Source organism: Ramlibacter pallidus, assembly GCF_015070875.1.
Lineage (GTDB): Bacteria > Pseudomonadota > Gammaproteobacteria > Burkholderiales > Burkholderiaceae_C > Ramlibacter > Ramlibacter pallidus.
Genome location: NZ_JADDIV010000001.1, coordinates 445,258 through 463,761, shown reverse-complemented (window position 1 = coordinate 463,761; position 18,504 = coordinate 445,258). Strand labels below are relative to the sequence as shown.

Here is an 18,504-nt window from a genome sequence, read left to right as displayed (position 1 = left end):
CGCAAGCAGGAGTCCCATGAGCAAAGCGTTCGCGAGCCAGGCCGACCTGGCCGACAAGAAGATCACCTTCGAGCAGCTGTCCCCGCATTGCTGGGCCTACACCGCCGAGGGCGACCCGAACTCCGGCGTGATCATCGGCGACCAGTTCATCATGGTCAGCGACGCGACCGCCACGCCGGCGATGGCGCGCGACCTGATCGCCCGCATCCGCACGGTCAGCGACAAGCCGATCAAGTACGTGCTGCTCACCCATTACCACGCCGTGCGCGTGCTGGGCGCGAGCGCGTACTTCGCCGAAGGGGCGACCGAAGTCATCGCCAGCCAGGGCACCTACGAGCTGATCGTCGAACGCGGCGCCGAGGACATGCAGTCCGAAATGGACCGGTTCCCCCGCCTGTTCCGCAATGCCGAAAGCGTGCCGGGCCTGACCTGGCCCACCATGGTCATCGGCGGCGGCGACCCGGTGAAGGGCGAGGTGCCCGGCAAGCTCACCGTCGACCTCGGCGGCGTGAAGGTGCAGATCTGGTCGCCGGGACATGGCCACACGCGCGGCGACACGATCGCCTGGGTGGCGGAGGAGAAGGTGCTGTTCTCCGGCGACCTGGTCGAATACAACGCGGGCGTCTACACCGGCGATGCCCAGCTGGAGGAATGGCCCGCCACGCTGGAGGCGTTGCGCGCACTGCAGGCCGAGGCATTGGTGCCGGGCCGCGGCGAAGCCATGAAGGGCAACGCGCAGGTGAACCTGGCGCTCGACTACACCAAGCGCTGGGTGGAGACGCTCTATCGCTGCGGCCAGGAAGCGGCGGCCGCGAACATGGACCTGAAGTCGGCGATGGCGCACACGCGCAAGGCCATGGACCCGGTGTTCGGCAACGTGTTCATCTACGAGCATTGCCTGCCCTTCGACGTGAGCCGCGCCTACGACGAGGCCAAGGGCATCAAGAACCCGCGCATCTGGACGGCCGAGCGCGACAAGGAAATGTGGGCGGCGCTGCAAGGCTGACCTGGGGCCTGGCTCTGCCGTTCTGTAGTCCGGCGACTACAGAACGGCCCCGTGGCGGACGACATTCGCCCCAGGGGCCCCTTCCTAAGCTGGACAGCCGGTGCCGCCCCTGTCGCGCGCCGATCCACGAGGAGACAGCCATGTCCAACGACCCGTCCGTGCCGCGCATCCTGCAGCAGCAGCCGCAGCGCGAGAGCGACCCGCAGCAGCAGCAGTCCGGCGGCACCGACTTCCAGTCGCGTGGCCAGGCCCAGGGCCAGCAAGGCGACGCGGGCAAGGTGGAAGGCGAGGGCAGCTACACCGCCACCCGCGACTACCAGAAGAACATCAAGGAGTACCTGGACAAGGCCGACGTCCAGTCGGATGCCGAAGCCGCGAAGCCGCGCTCGGAGTCCGAAGCGCGCGAGCTCGAGCAGGCCGAGCGCGAAGGCAAGTCGCACTCCAAGGGCGAGCGCTGATCACGCCGCCGGCGCGACACGCCGTGCCGCCACCAGCGTGAGCAGCGCCAGGAAGCCCAGGACGCCGGCCAGTCCCGGCAGCAGCCACGGCGCTTCGCCCGCGAAGCCCACGGCCACGCCCGCGAACAGCAGGCCGATCGCCGCCGCGGTGAACACGCTCCGCAGGGGGATGCGGTCGGCGGCCCAGCCGGCCGGGTACTGCAGGAGGAAGCTGCCGATGCCGATCACGCCGGCCACGCTGGCGGCGGCGCGCAGGCTCATGCCCTGGCCGGAGGCGTGCGCCGCGCTGATCGCGCCGAGCCCGGCCTCGAACGCACCGCCCGCGAAGGCGATCACCACGAGCCACGGCACGGCGCGCAGCGCCTGCCACGTGCCGGTCGCCGCCCGCGCCCCTGCGACCGGCTCCTGGGCCGGCGCGGTGAGCGCGAGCAGCAGGCAACCCGCCATGAGCAGCACGGCGAGCCAGAGCACGTCCTGCGCCTGTAAACGCAGGACGCCCGGCACGAAAGGCCCCGCCGCCAGCGCTGCGCCCATGGCGGTCTGGTAGAGCCCCATCACGCGGCCGCGCATCGCCACCGGGGCCTGTTCGGCGAGCAGCGCCTCGGTGGTGTTCCACAGCGCGGCGGCCCCCATGCCGCCGACGCGCCGGCCTGCTGCAGCAGCACCGCCAGCACCGGCGCCGTCATCGCGAACGCACCGACGATCAGCGTGGTGGCGGCCCCGAGCCGCCAGACGAGCGCCAGGTCCGCGCCCGACCCCGCCCTCACGGCTGCGCCATCAGTTCGCGCAGGTCGCGCTGGTACGCCCGCAGCCGGCGGACCGCCTGTTCGCGCTGCGCGGCGTTCGTGGCCTGGTGCACGGCGGCGAAGGTGTCGCAGCCTTCCTGCCGCAACGTGTCCTGGTACGCGCGATAGGCAGGATCCGGCGCCCGTTCGATCCGGGCGAACCAACTGCGCAGGAGCGTGCGCGCCTCGTCCTGCGGTGTGCCGCGTTGCGCCACCCGCCGCAGCACCGTGAGCAGTTCCTGCTGGCGGCGCTGCATTTCCGCGTGGCTGCGCGCGGGATCGTAGACGGACTGGTCCAGCCGCTGGCGCAGCAGGTTGCGCTGGGCGGCGTCGAGCCGGCCGTAGATGGTCTCCAGCCGCTCGAGCGACTTGTCGAAGCGCCTGGACACCTGCTCCTCGCGCGTCACGTGGATCCATTCCTTCTGGAAGGCCTCGTTGTTGCGGCGGAACTTGCGCTGGACGTGGCGCAGCTCGCGCCCGGTCAGCGTGGCGGCGATCGCCAGCACGGGCGCCTCGGCGCGTTCCTGCACCGCCTTGAGCCGCTGCTGCACCTCGCCGAGGTAGCTGCAGGCCTGGCCGGCGCTGACCTCCCCCGCCGCCGACTGCTCCATGCGGGCGAGCAGGTCCAGCACCTGCGGCAGTTCCTGCTGCCGGTGCCAGGCGTGCAGCCGGGCGAGTTCGTCGCGCGCGAGCGGGGCCTGTTCGTCGCTGAAGTCGACGTAACCGTCGAGCCACCAGTAGGCGAGGTTGGGGAGGTTGCTGTAGCCCAGCTTGATGGCGCTGCACGCCGACAGCGCCAGCGCGAGGGTGAGCCCAAGGATAATGCGGCCCATGCGGGTGAGGTCCACGGATCTCATCATGATCACGAAGGGTACGCGAATGACAGCAGTCGATGTGGTGGTGATGGCGGCCGGCAAGGGCACGCGCATGAAGAGCCGGACGCCGAAGGTCCTGCACAGGCTGGGCGGGCGGCCGCTGATCCAGCACGTGATGGACACCGCGCAGGCGCTGCAGGCGCGGCGCACCATCGTGATCACCGGCCATGGCGCGGACGGCGTCGAGGCCTGGCTGCGCGAATCCGCGGCCGCGGCCGGGCGCGCCGCGCCGGATTTCGTGCGCCAGGAGCCGCAACTGGGGACCGGCCATGCGGTGCAGCAGGCGGTGCCCGTCCTGCCCGACGACGGCATCGCGCTCATCCTCAACGGCGACGTCCCGCTGGTGCGCCCCCAGACGCTGCAGGCGCTGGTGGACAAGTGCGGCGGCGAGCGGCTGGCCCTGCTGACCGTGGAGATGGCCGACCCGACCGGCTACGGCCGCATCGTGCGCGAGGGCGACGCGGTGCGCGCCATCGTCGAACACAAGGACGCCAGCGCCGCCCAGCGTGGGATCCGCGAGGTCTACACGGGCTTCATGGCCGTGCCGGCCGCGCGCCTCAAGCGCTGGCTGTCGCTGCTGAAGAACGACAACGCCCAGGGCGAGTACTACCTCACCGACGTCGTGCAGCTGGCCGCCGCGGACGGCTGCGAAGTGGTCGCCGCGAGCGCGTCCGAGCAGGTGGAAGTCGACGGCGTCAACAGCCCGCTGCAACTGGCCGAGCTGGAGAGGGCCTTCCAGCTGCGGCAGGCGCGCGCGCTGATGGAGCAGGGCGTGCGGCTGGCCGACCCGGCGCGCTTCGACCTGCGCGGCACGCTGCGCTGCGGCCAGGACGTGGCGATCGACGTCAACTGCGTGTTCGAGGGCGACGTGACCCTCGGCGACGACGTGCGCATCGGCCCGAACTGCGTCATCGCCAATGCCCGCATCGGCTCCGGCGTCGTGCTGCAGGCCTTCACGCACATCGACGGCGAGCAGGCGGGGGTGGAGATCGGCGAAGGTGCGCTGGTCGGGCCCTTCGCGCGGCTGCGGCCGGGAGCGAAGCTCGGTGCCGAGGTGCACATCGGCAATTTCGTCGAGGTGAAGAACTCGACGATGGCGCGCGGCGCCAAGGCCAACCACCTGGCCTACCTCGGCGACGCCGAAGTGGGCGAGCGCGTGAACTACGGCGCCGGCAGCATCACGGCGAACTACGACGGCGCGAACAAGCACCGCACGGTCATCGAGGCCGACGTGCATGTCGGCAGCAACTGCGTGCTGGTGGCACCGGTGCGCGTGGCACGGGGCGGCACGGTGGGCGCCGGCTCGGTGGTCAGCAAGGACACCGCGCCCGAGGCGCTGACCGTCGCACGCGCGAAGCAGGTGACCATCACGGGCTGGACGCGGCCCCGGAAGGCGCCGAAGAAGTAGCGGTCAGCCGCGGCCCGGCAAGGGGATGTGCGGCCTGAACTTCGCGCGCCGCACCGAGAAGAAGGCCTTGACGTTGCGCACGTTGGCGTCGCTCGTGAACAGGCGCTGCGCCAGCGCCAGGTAGTCGGGCATGTCGCGTGCATAGACCACGAGGATGAAGTCCGGCCCCGGCGACACGCGGTAGCACTGCTGCACGCCGTCGTCGGCGATCACGCGCTCTTCGAAGGCCTGCAGCTCCTCGGCGCCCTGCCGGTCCAGCGAAACCTCCACGACCGCCTCCATGCCATGGCCCACCGCGGCGGCGATCCGCGCGGGCGCCAGCACCGCCATCTCGCGCTCGATCAGGCCCGCATCGCGCAGGCGCTTGACCCGCCGCAGGCAGGTCGCCGGCGAGATGTGCACGCGCCCCGCCAGGTCCTGGTTGCTGAGGGAGCTGTCGTCCTGCAGCTGCCGGAGCAGGGCCAGATCGGTTCCGTCGATGGCAAGGGATTCCATTTCTCGCTCCACGGCGGAATTTTATTGCAGCTTCGGTAAAGCGGGAAAGAAAAGTTCATCTCACGGTGAAATTCGCATGCATCTTGCGGCTTTGGGCGCCTACAGTCGCTGCATTCCATCAGCAAGAGGTGCGTCATGTGCGGCATCGTCGGCGCGGTTTCCACGCGCAACATCGTCCCGATCCTGGTCCAGGGCCTGCAGCGGCTCGAATACCGCGGCTATGACTCGTGCGGCGTCGCCGTCTACGCCGACGGCCTGAAGCGCGCGCGCAGCACCGCCCGCGTCGCCGAGCTGATGGAGCAGGTCGCGGCCGACCACATCGAGGGGGGCACCGGCATCGCCCACACGCGCTGGGCGACCCATGGCGCGCCGGCCGTGCACAACGCGCATCCGCACTTCAGCCATGGCCCGGGCGAGAACGCCGCGTCCGGTCCCGGCCGCGTCGCACTGGTCCACAACGGCATCATCGAGAACCACGACGAACTGCGCGCCGCCTTGAAGGCCAAGGGCTACCGGTTCACCAGCCAGACCGACACCGAGGTGATCTGCCACCTGGTCGACAGCCTCTACGAAGGCGACCTGTTCGACGCGGTGAAGGCCGCCGTGGCGCAACTGCATGGCGCGTATGCGATCGCCGTGTTCTGCAAGGACGAACCGCACCGCGTGGTCGGCGCGCGCGCCGGCTCGCCGCTGGTGCTGGGCGTGGGCAAGGAAGAGAACTTCCTGGCCAGCGACGCGATGGCGCTCGCGGGCGTGACCGACCAGATCGTGTACCTGGAGGAGGGCGACCTGGTCGACCTGCAGCTGGGGCGCTACTGGGTGGTCGACAAGGCGCACAAGGCGGTGAACCGGCCGGTGAAGACGGTGCAGGCGCACAGCGGCGCCGCCGAACTGGGCCCGTACCGCCACTACATGCAGAAGGAGATCTTCGAGCAGCCGCGCGCGATCGGCGACACGCTGCAGGGCGTGGAGCACGTGATGCCCGAGCTGTTCGGCGATGGCGCCCACCGCGTCTTCAAGGACGTCGACTCCGTGCTGATCCTCGCCTGCGGCACCAGCTACTACAGCGGCTGCACCGCCAAGTACTGGCTGGAGTCGATCGCGAAGATCCCGACCAGCGTGGAGATCGCCAGCGAATACCGGTACCGCGACAGCGTGCCGAATCCGCGCTCGCTCGTCGTCACCATCAGCCAGTCCGGCGAGACGGCCGACACGCTCGCCGCGCTCAAGCACGCACGCTCGCTCGGCATGGAGCACACGCTGACGGTGTGCAACGTGTCCACCTCGGCGATGGTGCGCGAATGCAAGCTGGCGTACATCACGCGCGCGGGCGTCGAGATCGGCGTCGCCTCGACCAAGGCTTTCACGACCCAGCTCGCCGGCCTGTTCCTGCTGACGCTGGCGCTCGCGCAGGCGCGCGGCCAGCTCACGGAAACGCAGGAAGCCGAGCACCTCAAGGCCATGCGCCACCTGCCCACCGCGCTGCAGGCGGTGCTGGCGCTGGAGCCGCAGGTGATCAGCTGGGCCGAGGACTTCGCCAACAAGGAGAACGCGCTGTTCCTGGGCCGCGGCATGCACTACCCGATCGCGCTGGAAGGCGCGCTCAAGCTCAAGGAGATCAGCTACATCCACGCCGAGGCCTATCCGGCCGGCGAGCTGAAGCACGGTCCGCTGGCGCTGGTGACCAGCGAGATGCCGGTGGTGACCGTCGCCCCGAACGACGCGCTGCTGGAAAAGCTCAAGAGCAACCTGCAGGAAGTCCGGGCGCGCGGCGGCGTGTTGTACGTGCTGGCCGATGCGGACACCCGCATCGAGAGCGACGAAGGCCTGCACGTGATCCGCATGCCGGAGCACTACGGCATGCTGAGCCCGCTGCTGCACGTCGTGCCGCTGCAATTGCTGGCGTACCACACGGCTTGCGCGCGCGGGACGGACGTCGACAAGCCGCGGAACCTGGCGAAGAGCGTGACGGTGGAGTGAGGGCGGGCCCGCAGCGCGGGCACGCGGTCCCCGGGCTTACGCCCGCTTCTTGAACAACGCCGACGCGCCGCTCGCGCGCGACACTTCTTCCGCCGTCCGCACGAGCGTGGGACCCAGGGCTTCCATGCGCTGCGGCGTCAGGCGCACCAGCGGCCCGGCGATGGTGATCACCCCGATGGCGGCGCCGGTCGCGCCCAGGACGGGGGCGGCCATCGCGGTCATGCCCGGGGCGAACATCTCGTTGATCATGCTGTAGCCGCGCTGGCGCGCGGCCTTCACGTGCGTCATCACGGCCTTGATCGACGTGGGCGCGTTGGGGCCGAAGTCCTTCGGCTTGCCGAGGCCCTTCTTCGCCACCAGCGCCATGGCATCGTCCTCGCTCATCGTCGACAGCCACGCATGTCCGGCGGCGCTGCAGGACAACGCCACCGACAGGCCCATGTCCGGGTCGTAGCGCAGGCCATGCGTCGCGCCCTGCGCCTTGGCCACGAAGGTGAGTTCGTCGCCGTCGACCACCGCCAGGCGCACCAGTTCCCGGGCCTCGGTGGCGAGCTCCTCCAACAGCGGCTGCGCCACATCGACGATGCCGGAGCTGCTCAGGTAGGAGAGGGCGACCGACACCATCTTGATGGTCAGGACGTACTGCCCGCTGCGTTCGTCCTGGCGGATGTAGCCGCAGCGCACCAGGTCCGCGAGCAGGCGGTGCGACGCGCTGAGCGGGATGTTCAGTTCGGCGGCAAGGGTCGACAGCGCGCAGCCCTGCGGATGCCGCGCGACGTATTCGAGCACCTCGAAGGCGCGTTCCAAGGTGGCGGCCATTTCTCTCCCTGCGGTTCGGTGCCGCCACGATACATCGACTCGGTTTGCGGTGCAGCAAGGGATTTCCATAGTGGAAACAGTTTCCATATATCCTAGGATGCGTGCCATCGGCGCCCTGGCGCCACAGCCGCGATCCTTCCTCGGCACGCCGCAAGGCGCACGCCAAAGCCCCTATCTGCAATGAACATCCTCGTCCTGCATGGCCCGAACCTGAACCTGTTCGGGCGCCGCGAGCCGCACATCTACGGCCACACCACCCTGGCGGAGATCGATGCGCGCATCGGCCGGCTGGCCCTCGAACTCGACGTCACCGTGCAGACCCTGCAGTCGAACCACGAAGGCGCGCTGATCGACTTCCTGCACGAGCACATCGACGACGCGCACGGGGCCCTGGTGAACCCGGCCGGCCTGACGCAGCATGGCGTGCCCCTGCACGACGCGATCAAGGCCATGCCGTTCCCGGTGGTGGAAGTGCACATGTCGAACATCGCCGCGCGGGAGCCGTGGCGCTCGCACTCCATCATCTCCCCCGCCGTGCGCGGCACCGTCCAGGGGCTCGGCCCGCAGTCCTACCTGGCCGCGCTGCGCGGGCTGGTCGAGATCGTCCGCGAGAACAAGAAGTGATGCCCGCGGGTCGGGCCCGCGTGGAGGGAACCCCATGAAGCGATGGATGGCCCGCGCCGCGGCGGGCGTCGAGGCCCTGATCGCGGTGCTGCTTGCCGCGATGGTGGTGCTGGTGTTCGGCAACGTGGTGCTGCGCTACGGCTTCAACGGAGGCATCACGTTCTCCGAGGAGGTCTCCCGCTGGCTGTTCATCTGGATCACGTTCCTCGGCGCGTTGCTGGCGCTGCGCGAACACGCGCATCTCGGGGTCGATGCCCTGGTGGGCCGCCTCCCGCCGGCGGGCAGGAAGGCCTGCCTGGGCATCACGCACGTGCTCATGCTGTACGTGCTCTGGCTGCTGTTCCAGGGCAGCGTCGCGCAGGCGAAGATCAACTGGGACGTCGCCGCACCGGTCACGGGCCTGCCGATGGCGGTGGTGTACGCCGCCGCCATCGTCTTCGCCCTCGGTGCGGCCTTCCTGCTGGTGCTCGAACTGGTGCAGCTGGTGACCGGCCGGCTGGCGGACGACCAGCTGGTGGCAGTGCGCGAGTCGGAAGAAGCCGCCATGCTGGCGCAGGTCCTCGCGCCGCGGCAGGACTTGCCGGCGGGCAAACTGGAGCGCGGCGCATGACCATCGCGGTGTTCCTCGGTTCGCTGCTGCTGGCCATCGCGATCGGCATGCCGATCGCCTTCGCCCTGCTCGCCAGCGGCGTGGCGCTCATGTGGCAGCTCGACCTGTTCGATGCGCAGATCCTGGCGCAGAACCTGATCGGCGGCGCCGACAGCTTCCCGCTGCTCGCCGTGCCCTTCTTCATGCTCGCCGGCGAGATCATGAACGCCGGCGGCCTGTCGCGGCGCATCGTGAACCTGGCGATGGCGCTCGTGGGGCACGTGCGTGGCGGTCTCGGCTACGTGACCATCATGGCGGGCTGCCTGCTTTCCGCCTTGTCCGGTTCGGCAGTGGCCGATGCCGCGGCGCTGACCGCACTGTTGCTGCCGATGATGGTCTCCGCCGGCCATGACAAGGCGCGCTCGGGCGGCCTCATCGCGGCCACCGGGATCATCGGCCCCGTGATCCCGCCGAGCATCGGCCTGGTGATCTTCGGGGTCGCCGCGAACGTCTCGATCATGAAGCTGTTCATGGCGGCCATCGTGCCGGGGCTCCTCATCGGCGGCGCGCTCTGGGTCACGTGGGCGTGGCTCGTGCGCAAGGAGAAGATCGCGCCGCCGCCGCGCAAGTCGGCTGCCGAGATCCTGGCGGCAGCCCGCGAGGCCGGCTGGGCCCTGCTGCTGCCGGTGATCATCCTGGTCGGCCTGCGCATGGGCGTCTTCACGCCGACCGAAGCGGCGGTGGTCGCCGCGGTGTACGCGCTGTTCGTCGCCACCGTCGTCTACCGCGAGCTGCCCTTCGCCGCGCTGCGGCAGGTCTTCGTGAACTCGGCGAAGACGAGCGCCCTCGTCATGTTCCTCGTGGCCGCCGCGATGGTCAGTGCGTGGCTCATCACCGTCGCGAACCTGCCGTCGAAGGTCGTGGAGCTGCTGCAGCCGGTGATGGACCACAAGATCCTGCTGATGATGGCCATCATGCTGCTGGTGATGGCGGTCGGCACGGCGATGGACATGACGCCGACCATCCTGATCCTCACGCCCGTGCTGATGCCCGTCGTCACTGCTGCCGGGATCGACCCGGTCTACTTCGGCGTGATGTTCATCATCAACAATTCCATCGGCCTGATCACGCCACCGGTGGGGGTCGTCCTGAACGTCGTCGCGGGCGTGGGCCGCATGCGGATGGACGACGTCACGCGCGGCGTGCTTCCCTTCATGGCCGCGGAATTCGCCATCATGTTCCTGATGGTGCTGTTCCCGCCGCTCGTGACCGTCCCTGCGAGGTGGTTTGGTGGCTAAACTGCATTCCCTCCTTTCCCGCGCGCTTGCGGCGCTGGCGTTGTGCCTTCCCGTCGTGGCGGCCGCGCAGGACCCTGAGCGCGAGCTTGTCCCCGAGCAGCGCCAGCCGCTGGCGTTCGTCTCGCCGACCGGCTTCGCGCCGCTGGGCAGCCGCATGGTCTATGCGGCGTTCCACGCGGTACACGGCCAGGAGCTGTGGATCACCGACGGCAGCGCGGCCGGCACGCGCATGCTCAAGGACATCCGGCCCGGATTCCGCGGCGCGTTCCCCGCCTGGCAGACCGCTTTCCGCGGGCGCGTCTACTTCACGGCCACCGACGGCGCCAGCGGCCTGGAACTGTGGCGCACCGACGGCACGGCGGCTGGAACCGTGCAGGTGGCGGACCTGCGTCCGGGCGCCGAGGGTTCCATGCCCGGCGAGCTGACGGTGTTCGGCGATGCGCTGTACTTCGTCGCTGCGGACGGCCGCGGCGGCTTCCAGCTGTGGAAGACGCAGGGCGACGCGAAATCGACCACGCCCGTGACCGCCATCGCCGGCGGCCGCGCGGTCGTGCGGCAACTCACCGTGGCGGGCCGCCGGATGTTCTTCACCGCCACCACGCCGGAACATGGCCACGAGCTGTGGGTCACCGAAGGCACGCCCGCCACCACGCGGATGGTCAAGGACATCCGCCCCGGCACCCAGGACGGCGCGGTGCAGGGCCTCGTCGCGATGGGTGACGCGGTGTACTTCGCCGCCAGCGACGGCGCGCGCGGGCTCGAACTCTGGCGCAGCGACGGCACCGCCGAAGGAACGCGGATCGTCCGCGACCTGCGGCCGGGCGAAGGGGCCTCGCGCCCGGCGCACCTGGTCGCGCTCGGTGGCCGCCTCTACTTCGCCGCCGACGACGGCGTGCACGGCATCGAGCTCTGGGCCACCGACGGCACCGAGTCCGGCACGCAGCTGGTGAAGGACATCCACGTGGGACCTGGCGGTTCGGTCTCGAGCCCGGTCGTCGCGATGCAGGGCGCGCTCTATTTCTCCGCCACCGACGGCGCGACCGGCGCGGAACTCTGGCGCAGCGACGGCACCGCGGCCGGCACCGTCCTCGTCAAGGACCTGCAGCCCGGCACCGCAAGCGGCTCGCCGGCGCGCTTCGCGGTCATCGGCAGGCAGTTGTGGTTCTCGGCCACCGACGGCGCGAGCGGCGTCGAGCCGTGGACCAGCGACGGCACCGCCGCGGGGACGCGCCAGGTCGCGGACCTCGCCGCAGGCACGCGGGATGCGGTGCCGCTCGGCTTCCGTGGGCTTGGTGCGTCGGTGCTGTTCGTGGCGGACGACGGCAACGGCAACGAACGCCTCTGGCGCAGTGGTCCCGACGGCCGCGTGACGCTGCTCGGGGTGCCGCTGCGCGCGCGGCTGCGCTGAGCAACCAGCCCGCCACGCAGCGTAGGGACGCGAAAAGTGGCAAGGGATTTCCACTATGGAAACAGTTTCCAGATTTCTTACCATCTGCTGCGATCCGATCCCCGCCCTTCCTGGAGACAACCCTTGAGACTTCTTCGCACCCTCGCCGCCGCCGGCCTGTGCCTGGGCCTGGCGATCCCGGCCTTCGCGCAGCAGGAACGCGTCCTCCGCTTCGGCCACCTGAACAACACCGACCACCCCGTCAGCCTCGGCGTCAAGCGCTTCGCCGAGATCCTCTCGGCCAAGAGCGGCGGCAAGATGAAGGTGCAGGAGTTCCCCGCCAGCCAGCTGGGCAACGAGATGCAGCAGCAGTCGGCGCTGCAAGGCGGCGTGCAGCAGATGTCGGCGCCGGCCACCACTTCGCTCGCCGGCATCGTCAAGGAGTTCGGGCTCGTCGACTTCCCGTTCTCGGTCGGCTCCTTCGAGCAGGACGACGCGCTGCTCGACGGCCCGCTCGGCCAGGCCCTGATCGCCCGGCTGCCCGAGAAAGGCCTCGTGGCCCTGGGCTACTGGGACCTGGGCTTCCGCAACGTCACCAACAGCCGGCAGCCCATCACGCGCCCCGAGGACCTGCAGGGCCTGAAGGTGCGCGTGATCCCCAACCCCGTGTTCCTCGAGACCTTCAAGGCCTTCAAGGCCAACCCCGTGCCGATGCCCTTCGCCGAGCTGTATGGCGCGCTGGAGTCCAAGGCAGTCGATGGCCAGGAGAACCCGTACGCGGTGATCCTGTCGAACAAGTTCTACGAGGTGCAGAAGTTCGTCAGCGCCACGAACCACGTGTACGCGGCCAACATCGTGCTCGTGAGCAAGAAGTTCTGGGACCAGCTGACGCCCACCGAGCAGAAGTGGATGACGGAGGCGGCCAACGAAGCGCGCGCCTACCAGCGCCAGGCCAGCCGCGCCGCCGCGGCCAAGGCCGTCGGCGAGCTGCAGGCCAAGGGCGCGCAGTTCAACGAACTCACGCCGCAGCAGCAGGCCCGCATGCGCGAGATCGCCGCGCCGGTGGTGGAGAAGTTCGCCGGCCAGTACGACCCCGCCATCGTCAAGCTCTACAACGACGAGCTCGCCCGCATCCGCAAGTAGGCGAGTCCACTCACCGCGCCGCCGGCGCCCCGTTCCCCCGTGGGCCGGGCCGGGCCGCCGCATGGCGCAAACCCGCGACACGGCCGGTCGACCCCACCGGCTGCTCCGACCCGGCCCCTGCGGAGCAGCACTCCCGTCCCTGCGCTTCCTGTCCAACAACACAAGGAGACTCTCTTGAAATCCCTCAAGGACCTGGCCTTCCGGCTTGCATCCCTCTCCGCCCTTTCCATCGCACTGGCGCTGGCCGCTTGCGGCGGCGGCGGCAGCGATCCCGTCGCGCAGGCACCCGAGCCCCCGCCGCCGCAGCAGCAGACGCCGCCGGTCGAAGACGACGACAGCTTCGACACCTACTACAACGTCTGCCGCGGCACCAATCCGAAGTGCTACCACGACTGGGGGGCGTTCGCGACCACGCCGGACCGCGTGCTGATCTACTCGCGCACGGCCGGTCCCCGCCACGCGAACCTCGGCACGCCGATGGCGGCCGGCCTGAACCCGCCCATGAACCCGGACAACATCATGCAGGCCGGCCTGGTGCGCATGATGACGGAAGCGGGCATCACTGCGGACTGGACCGAGGACGTCGCGATCCTGGCGAGCCGCATCAACAACTACAAGGCGGTGATCTTCGCCAGCAGCAATCGCGACACGCTGTGGAACGGTGCCGTGGCCACCAGCCAGGACGCGGCGCGCACGGCGCTGCGCAATTACATGCGTCGCGGCGGCGGCTTCGTGGCCCTGCACAACGCCTTCGGCGCCGAGTACAACTGGCCCTACTACGAAGGCCTGCTGGGGAACGCGAACTTCTACAACCACGGGCCGAACCGCGCGGGCGACGTCGAGATCGTCGCGCAGGACCCGTCGACGGCGGGCCTGCCGGTGCGCTTCTCCTTCCAGGACGAGTGGTACAACCTCGAGCCCTTCCCCACGAAGGTGAAATTCCTCGCCAAGGTGGACACCTCCACCCTGAAGCCGCTGACCGGCGCGCCGCACCCCGGCCACGCCGACTTCCACCCTGTCGCTTGGTGCCAGTACTACGACGGCGGCCGTTCGTGGGTCACCACGCTGGGCCACAACGCGCATTCCTTCACCGCGGACCTCGGCGGCGTCGGCGCCATCGAGTTCCAGAAGTTCGTCGTGCAAGGCATCAAGTCCGCCATGGGACTGACGCCGTTCTGCACCCAGTGAAGCCCGCCACCGAACACCGGAGAACCCTCCCATGAAGCTCAACGCAATGGCAGCCATGCTGCTCGCCTGCGGCGTCGTCGCGACGCCGCTGTTCGTGGCCGGCTGCGGCGGCAGCGATTCGCCGTCCGCCGCCGCCCCGGCTCCGCAGCCGCAACCCGAGCCGCCCGCCGGCCCGCCTGCCGCGAACCTCTCGGACTGCTGCACCGCCGGCGACAAGGACTTCCCGAAGGTCGGCGGCAACCTGGGCAACCAGAACTACTCCCGCCTCGCGCAGATCGACAAGGGCGACGTCGCCAGCCTGGGCGGCGCCTGGCTGAACCGCATCGAAGGCGGCATCAACACCGGCAACAACCAGAGCACCACCGTGGTGGTCGACGGCGTGATCTACATCGAGTCCGCGCAGGGCAACGTCATCGCCGTCGACGGCAAGACCGGCGCGACCAAGTGGAAGTGGACCACGCCCTACGGCAACATCACGCGCCGCGGCGTGGCCGTCGCCAAGGACCTCGGTCTCGTCTACACGGTGGCCAGCGGCAACCGAGTGGTGGCCCTGAACAAGGACACCGGGCAGCCCGTCTTCATCAAGCAGTACCCGACCAGCAACACCGACGCGAGCTACCTCGGCACGATCCAGAAGGTGGCGCTGGTCTACCACGACAAGCGCCTGTACATCGGCACGAACGACGGCAACCGCGGCGCGGCCTTCTCCGCCGACGCCACCACGGGCAAGGTGCTGACCTCTTTCTGGGGCGTGCCGCGCGCGGGCGAGATGGGCTACGACACCTGGGGCGGCGCGCCCGAAACCGACCGCACCGGGGCGACGCCGTGGATCCATCCGGCCATCGATCCGGAACTCGGCCTGATGTACTGGACCTTCGGCAACGTGCGCGGCGGCTCTTCGCAGAACGGCTCCACGCGGCCAGGGCAGAACCTCTTCGCCAACTCGATCGTCGCGCTCGACCTGAAGACCGGCGAGTACAAGTGGCACTTCCAGTCCGTGCACCACGACATCTGGGACATGGACAACGTGATGTCGCCCGTGCTGGCCGACGTCAAGATCAACGGCGACAACCGCAAGGTGGTGATCTACGGCAGCAAGACCGGCATGTTCTACATCCTGGACCGCAAGGACGGGAGCGCGCCGCTGGGCATCGACGAATTGCCGGTCAAGCAGGATGCGCGGCAGGCCAGCTGGCCGACCCAGCCTTTCCCGCGCCAGGGTGCCTGGACGGAAACGTGCGTGGTCGACCAGCCGCTGGGCACCGCGATCCCCGGGTTGCCGCACCGTGCCGTGCCGAACTATGTCCGTGGCTGCCTGTATGACGCCCACTGGGACGTCCCGATCCTTTCCATCCCCGGCCACGGCGGTGGCGCCAACTGGAACCACATGTCGTACAGCGCCAAGACGGGGTTGGTGTATACCGGCATGGGCTACGTGGCGGCCGCGCACTCGCTCACCGAGTCGAGCAACGGCCTGCGCCCGCCCGGCGAGTACATGACGGGCGCGGTGGTGGCGGTCGACCCTGCCACCAACCTGGTCAAGTGGAAGAAGAACATGCCGTATTCGCTGGCGCACGGCAACGGCATCCTCTCGACCGCTTCGGGCCTGCTCTTCATCGGCCAGCCCGATGGCAACCTGCTGGCGCTGGATGCGGACGACGGCACCGAGCTGTGGCGCTTCCAGACCGGCGCGGCCATCAGCGCGAGCCCGATCACCTACGAGGTCGACGGCGAGCAGTACGTGGCTGTGTATGCGGGGGGCACGAGCATCCCTTACGGCGATTCGGCGCCCCGCGGCGACTACCTCTGGGCCTTCAAGGTCGGCGGGCAGGTGGCCCAGGCGGCGACGCCGAAGCCGCCGGAGGTGCGGCGGCCGGTCTCCGGAACCGCGGTGGAAGGCAGCGCGCTGCCGACGCCGAACACGGTGTTCCTGGGTCGCGTGCAGACCCCCGCCAACGCCCCGGGCGCCACCGAGTCCACGGCCGTCAACGCGATGACGCCGACGCACATGCGCGTGCCGGTCAACACCACGGTGACGTTCACCAATCCGGCGGACAACGCCAACACGCGGTGCGCCACGCAGTTCTTCGAAGGCCGGTTCAACTTCAGCCTGGCGCCGGGGCAGTCGCAGACGCACGTGTTCGACCAGCCGGGCGAGTACTTCTTCAACGACTGCCACAGCCCGCGGCCGACCGGCAAGATCGTGGTGTATTGAGCCCGGGCCCACGGGGTCTCCCGTGGGCCGGATCGACCTTCACATGTCTCGCGGCGCCGGCCTGCCGGCCGGCGCCGCCCGCATCTCCTCCTGGCCCGCCAGTGGGCCCCTCCTCTCCGATGCACACCGTCCTGCCACAGCTGCCGTGGCGCTTCGCACTGCTTCCCCTGGCGCTGCTGGCTGCGCTTCCCGCCGCAGCCCAGGCCACGGACGGCGATCCCACTTTGCGGCCGGTCGTGGTCACGCCCCTGCCGGGCGTGCCGCAGGCGTCGTTCGACACGCCGGCTTCCGTCGATGTGGTCGACGGCGCGACGCTTCGCAACGGCCAGCTCGGCATCAACCTGTCCGAATCCCTGGCGCGGGTGCCCGGCGTGCTCGCGCTGCATCGCCAGAACTACGCGCAGGACCTGCAGATCTCCGTGCGCGGCTTCGGTGCGCGCGCCACCTTCGGCGTGCGCGGGTTGCGCCTGTACGCCGACGGCATCCCGGCGACGGCACCGGACGGCCAGGGCCAGGTCTCGCACTTCGACCTCGGCACGGCGGACCGGATCGAGGTGCTGCGGGGCCCGTTCTCGGCGCTCTACGGCAACTCCTCGGGCGGCGTGATCAGCGTCTTCACGGCCGACGGCCTGCCCGGCGTGCAGCTCGAAGCCGGCGTCGCGGCCGGGAGCTTCGGCACGCGCCGCCAGAACGTGCGGGTGGCCGGCGACAGCGGCGACTGGAACTACCACCTGCATGCGGTGCGCTTCGACACCGACGGCTCGCGCGAGCACGGTGCCGCGCGCCGGACCGGCTTCAACGGCAAGCTGCGGTGGCGCCCCGGCGCGGACACGCGGATCACGCTGGTCGCCAACGCCGTCGACATGCCCGGCACGCAGGATCCACTGGGACTCACCCGCGCCGAGTACGAGGCCGACCCGCGACGGGCGACCCCCGTGGCCCTGCAGTACGACACGCGCAAGTCGATGGAGCAGGCGCAGCTCGGCGCGATGCTCGAGCACCGCTTCAGCGATGCGAACGCGGCCAAGGTCACGGTATGGCGCGGCCGGCGCGCGACCGAACAGTTCCAGGCGATCCCGCCCGGCCCCCAGGGCGCGGCCACGCATGCCGGCGGCGTCATCGCGCTCGATCGCACCTTCGGCGGCGTCGACGCGCAGTGGACCCATCGCACGCGCTGGCTGCGGATGCCCTTCGTGCTCACGGCCGGACTGGCCGCCGACAGGCTGGACGAACACCGGCGCGGCTACCAGAACTTCATCGGCCCACGCCTGGGTGTCGCAGGGTCGCTGCGGCGCGACGAGGAGAACCGCGTCTCCAGTTTCGACCAGTACCTGCAGGCGCAGTGGTCGCTGGAGCGGTTCACGTTGACGGGAGGCGTGCGCCACGCATCCGTGCGCTTCCGTTCCGAAGACCGCTACGTGACCGGCGGAAACCCGGACGACAGCGGCGGGGCGCGCTTTTCGGCGAGCACGCCCGTGGTCGGGGCGGTGTTCCATGCGACCGACGACCTGAACCTGTATGCGTCGCTGGGCAGGGGATTCGAGACGCCGACCTTCAACGAGCTGTCCTACCGTCCGGGCAACCAGCCCGGCCTCAACTTCGACCTTCGGCCGGCCGCGAGCCGCCACTGGGAGATCGGGGTCAAGGCGCAGCCGCTGCCGGACTGGCGTGCCAACGCCGCGCTGTTCCAGGCACGGACCGAGGACGAGATCGTCGTCGCCAGCAACACCGGTGGGCGCAGCACTTTCCGCAATGCGGGTGAAACCCGCCGGCGCGGCATCGAGGCCAGCCTCGCCGGACGTTGGGGCACGGGCTGGTCTCTCCTGGTGGCGGCCACCTGGCTCGACGCGACGTATGCAAGCGGTTTCGGCGCGGTGCCGGCGGGACGCCGCATCCCCGGCATCCCGCGGACCAGCGCCTTCGCGGAACTGGCCTGGAAGCACCGTCCCACCGGCTTCGAGGCCGCGGTGGAGTTCCGCCACGTCGGCCGCATCGCGGTGAACGACGCCAACACCGACTTCGCGCCCGCGGCCAACCTCTGGAACCTGCGCCTCGGCCTGCAGCAGAAGCTGGACCGCTGGACCCTGCGCGAGTTCATCCGGGTCGACAACGTGCTGGACCGTGCCTACGCCGGCTCGGTGATCGTCAACGAGGGCAACGGGCGCTTCTTCGAACCCGCGCCCGGCCGCCACTGGATCGCCGGCGCCTCGGCCACCTACGCGTTCTGACGCGCC

Annotated in this window: 16 protein-coding genes; 12 read left to right on the top strand and 4 right to left on the bottom strand. The window is 69.9% G+C overall.

Features of this window, described 5'->3' with window-relative positions:
* The first annotated feature begins 16 nt into the window (after positions 1-16).
* Together IM787_RS02310 and IM787_RS02305 are read left to right on the top strand one after the other, a co-directional pair.
* Positions 17-1,006 carry an MBL fold metallo-hydrolase gene (locus IM787_RS02310; protein WP_193675011.1) on the top strand — a complete coding sequence of 330 codons (990 nt, stop codon included), beginning with the start codon at positions 17-19 and terminating at the stop codon, positions 1,004-1,006.
* A 140-nt stretch (positions 1,007-1,146) separates the two neighbouring features.
* Positions 1,147-1,464 carry a hypothetical protein gene (locus tag IM787_RS02305; RefSeq protein ID WP_193675010.1) on the top strand — a complete coding sequence of 106 codons (318 nt, stop codon included), beginning with the start codon at positions 1,147-1,149 and terminating at the stop codon, positions 1,462-1,464.
* Here the strand turns inward: IM787_RS02305 and IM787_RS02300 are convergent, their stop codons facing one another.
* A complete protein-coding gene (locus tag IM787_RS02300) occupies positions 1,465-2,196 on the bottom strand; it encodes an MFS transporter (RefSeq protein ID WP_227494090.1) in 732 nt (243 codons plus the stop codon).
* A gap of 31 nt (positions 2,197-2,227) precedes the next feature.
* Positions 2,228-3,109, bottom strand: a complete 882-nt coding sequence (locus tag IM787_RS02295) for a DUF6279 family lipoprotein (protein ID WP_193675008.1) — start codon at positions 3,107-3,109, stop codon at positions 2,228-2,230.
* Positions 3,110-3,128: 19 nt separating this feature from the next.
* Between IM787_RS02295 and glmU the strand changes: the two genes are divergently transcribed.
* The gene (gene glmU / locus IM787_RS02290) at positions 3,129-4,532 is read left to right on the top strand and encodes a bifunctional UDP-N-acetylglucosamine diphosphorylase/glucosamine-1-phosphate N-acetyltransferase GlmU (RefSeq protein ID WP_193675007.1); all 1,404 of its coding nucleotides are present in this window, start codon (positions 3,129-3,131) and stop codon (positions 4,530-4,532) included.
* Positions 4,533-4,535: 3 nt separating this feature from the next.
* Here glmU and IM787_RS02285 read toward each other — a convergent pair whose 3' ends face one another.
* Positions 4,536-5,027 carry an Lrp/AsnC family transcriptional regulator gene (locus IM787_RS02285; protein WP_193675006.1) on the bottom strand — a complete coding sequence of 164 codons (492 nt, stop codon included), beginning with the start codon at positions 5,025-5,027 and terminating at the stop codon, positions 4,536-4,538.
* 135 nt (positions 5,028-5,162) lie between these two features.
* Between IM787_RS02285 and glmS the strand changes: the two genes are divergently transcribed.
* Positions 5,163-7,007 (top strand): glutamine--fructose-6-phosphate transaminase (isomerizing), encoded by a 1,845-nt coding sequence (glmS, locus tag IM787_RS02280; protein WP_193675005.1) that lies wholly within the window; start codon positions 5,163-5,165, stop codon positions 7,005-7,007.
* Between the two features lie 36 nt (positions 7,008-7,043).
* Here glmS and IM787_RS02275 read toward each other — a convergent pair whose 3' ends face one another.
* Positions 7,044-7,826, bottom strand: coding sequence for an IclR family transcriptional regulator (locus tag IM787_RS02275; RefSeq protein ID WP_193675004.1), 783 nt, complete (start codon positions 7,824-7,826; stop codon positions 7,044-7,046).
* Between the two features lie 180 nt (positions 7,827-8,006).
* Here IM787_RS02275 and IM787_RS02270 point away from each other — a divergent pair, with 180 nt between their 5' ends.
* From IM787_RS02270 to IM787_RS02235, 8 genes are all read left to right on the top strand, one after another.
* A complete protein-coding gene (locus IM787_RS02270; protein WP_193675003.1) occupies positions 8,007-8,450 on the top strand; it encodes a type II 3-dehydroquinate dehydratase in 444 nt (147 codons plus the stop codon).
* 34 nt (positions 8,451-8,484) lie between these two features.
* Complete coding sequence (locus tag IM787_RS02265) at positions 8,485-9,060, top strand: TRAP transporter small permease (RefSeq protein ID WP_193675002.1); 576 nt, start codon at positions 8,485-8,487, stop codon at positions 9,058-9,060.
* The gene (locus IM787_RS02260; RefSeq protein WP_193675001.1) at positions 9,057-10,337 is read left to right on the top strand and encodes a TRAP transporter large permease; all 1,281 of its coding nucleotides are present in this window, start codon (positions 9,057-9,059) and stop codon (positions 10,335-10,337) included. Before IM787_RS02265 ends, IM787_RS02260 begins: the two co-directional genes overlap by 4 nt.
* Positions 10,330-11,745, top strand: coding sequence for an ELWxxDGT repeat protein (locus IM787_RS02255; protein WP_354004337.1), 1,416 nt, complete (start codon positions 10,330-10,332; stop codon positions 11,743-11,745). The genes IM787_RS02260 and IM787_RS02255 overlap by 8 nt, the downstream gene beginning before the upstream one ends.
* A 123-nt stretch (positions 11,746-11,868) precedes the next feature.
* On the top strand, positions 11,869-12,867 hold the full coding sequence (locus IM787_RS02250) for a TRAP transporter substrate-binding protein (protein WP_193674999.1): 999 nt from the start codon (positions 11,869-11,871) through the stop codon (positions 12,865-12,867).
* 174 nt (positions 12,868-13,041) lie between these two features.
* The gene (locus IM787_RS02245; protein ID WP_193674998.1) at positions 13,042-14,055 is read left to right on the top strand and encodes a ThuA domain-containing protein; all 1,014 of its coding nucleotides are present in this window, start codon (positions 13,042-13,044) and stop codon (positions 14,053-14,055) included.
* Between the two features lie 31 nt (positions 14,056-14,086).
* Positions 14,087-16,270: an outer membrane protein assembly factor BamB family protein gene (locus tag IM787_RS02240; protein WP_193674997.1), complete on the top strand. Its 2,184-nt coding sequence runs from the start codon at positions 14,087-14,089 to the stop codon at positions 16,268-16,270.
* A gap of 119 nt (positions 16,271-16,389) precedes the next feature.
* Entirely contained in the window at positions 16,390-18,498 is a 2,109-nt protein-coding gene (locus IM787_RS02235) for a TonB-dependent receptor family protein (RefSeq protein WP_193674996.1), read from the top strand.
* Positions 18,499-18,504 lie beyond the last annotated feature (6 nt).

What these genes read in the sequence shown, in the direction of transcription:
- IM787_RS02310 (WP_193675011.1), top strand. Translation starts at nt 17, where the DNA reads ATGAGCAAAGCGTTCGCGAGCCAGGCCGACCTGGCCGACAAGAAGATC.
- IM787_RS02305 (WP_193675010.1), top strand. Translation starts at nt 1,147, where the DNA reads ATGTCCAACGACCCGTCCGTGCCGCGCATCCTGCAGCAGCAGCCGCAG.
- IM787_RS02295 (WP_193675008.1), bottom strand. Translation starts at nt 3,109, where the DNA reads ATGATGAGATCCGTGGACCTCACCCGCATGGGCCGCATTATCCTTGGG.
- glmU (WP_193675007.1), top strand. Translation starts at nt 3,129, where the DNA reads ATGACAGCAGTCGATGTGGTGGTGATGGCGGCCGGCAAGGGCACGCGC.
- IM787_RS02285 (WP_193675006.1), bottom strand. Translation starts at nt 5,027, where the DNA reads ATGGAATCCCTTGCCATCGACGGAACCGATCTGGCCCTGCTCCGGCAG.
- glmS (WP_193675005.1), top strand. Translation starts at nt 5,163, where the DNA reads ATGTGCGGCATCGTCGGCGCGGTTTCCACGCGCAACATCGTCCCGATC.
- IM787_RS02275 (WP_193675004.1), bottom strand. Translation starts at nt 7,826, where the DNA reads ATGGCCGCCACCTTGGAACGCGCCTTCGAGGTGCTCGAATACGTCGCG.
- IM787_RS02270 (WP_193675003.1), top strand. Translation starts at nt 8,007, where the DNA reads ATGAACATCCTCGTCCTGCATGGCCCGAACCTGAACCTGTTCGGGCGC.
- IM787_RS02265 (WP_193675002.1), top strand. Translation starts at nt 8,485, where the DNA reads ATGAAGCGATGGATGGCCCGCGCCGCGGCGGGCGTCGAGGCCCTGATC.
- IM787_RS02260 (WP_193675001.1), top strand. Translation starts at nt 9,057, where the DNA reads ATGACCATCGCGGTGTTCCTCGGTTCGCTGCTGCTGGCCATCGCGATC.
- IM787_RS02240 (WP_193674997.1), top strand. Translation starts at nt 14,087, where the DNA reads ATGAAGCTCAACGCAATGGCAGCCATGCTGCTCGCCTGCGGCGTCGTC.
- IM787_RS02235 (WP_193674996.1), top strand. Translation starts at nt 16,390, where the DNA reads ATGCACACCGTCCTGCCACAGCTGCCGTGGCGCTTCGCACTGCTTCCC.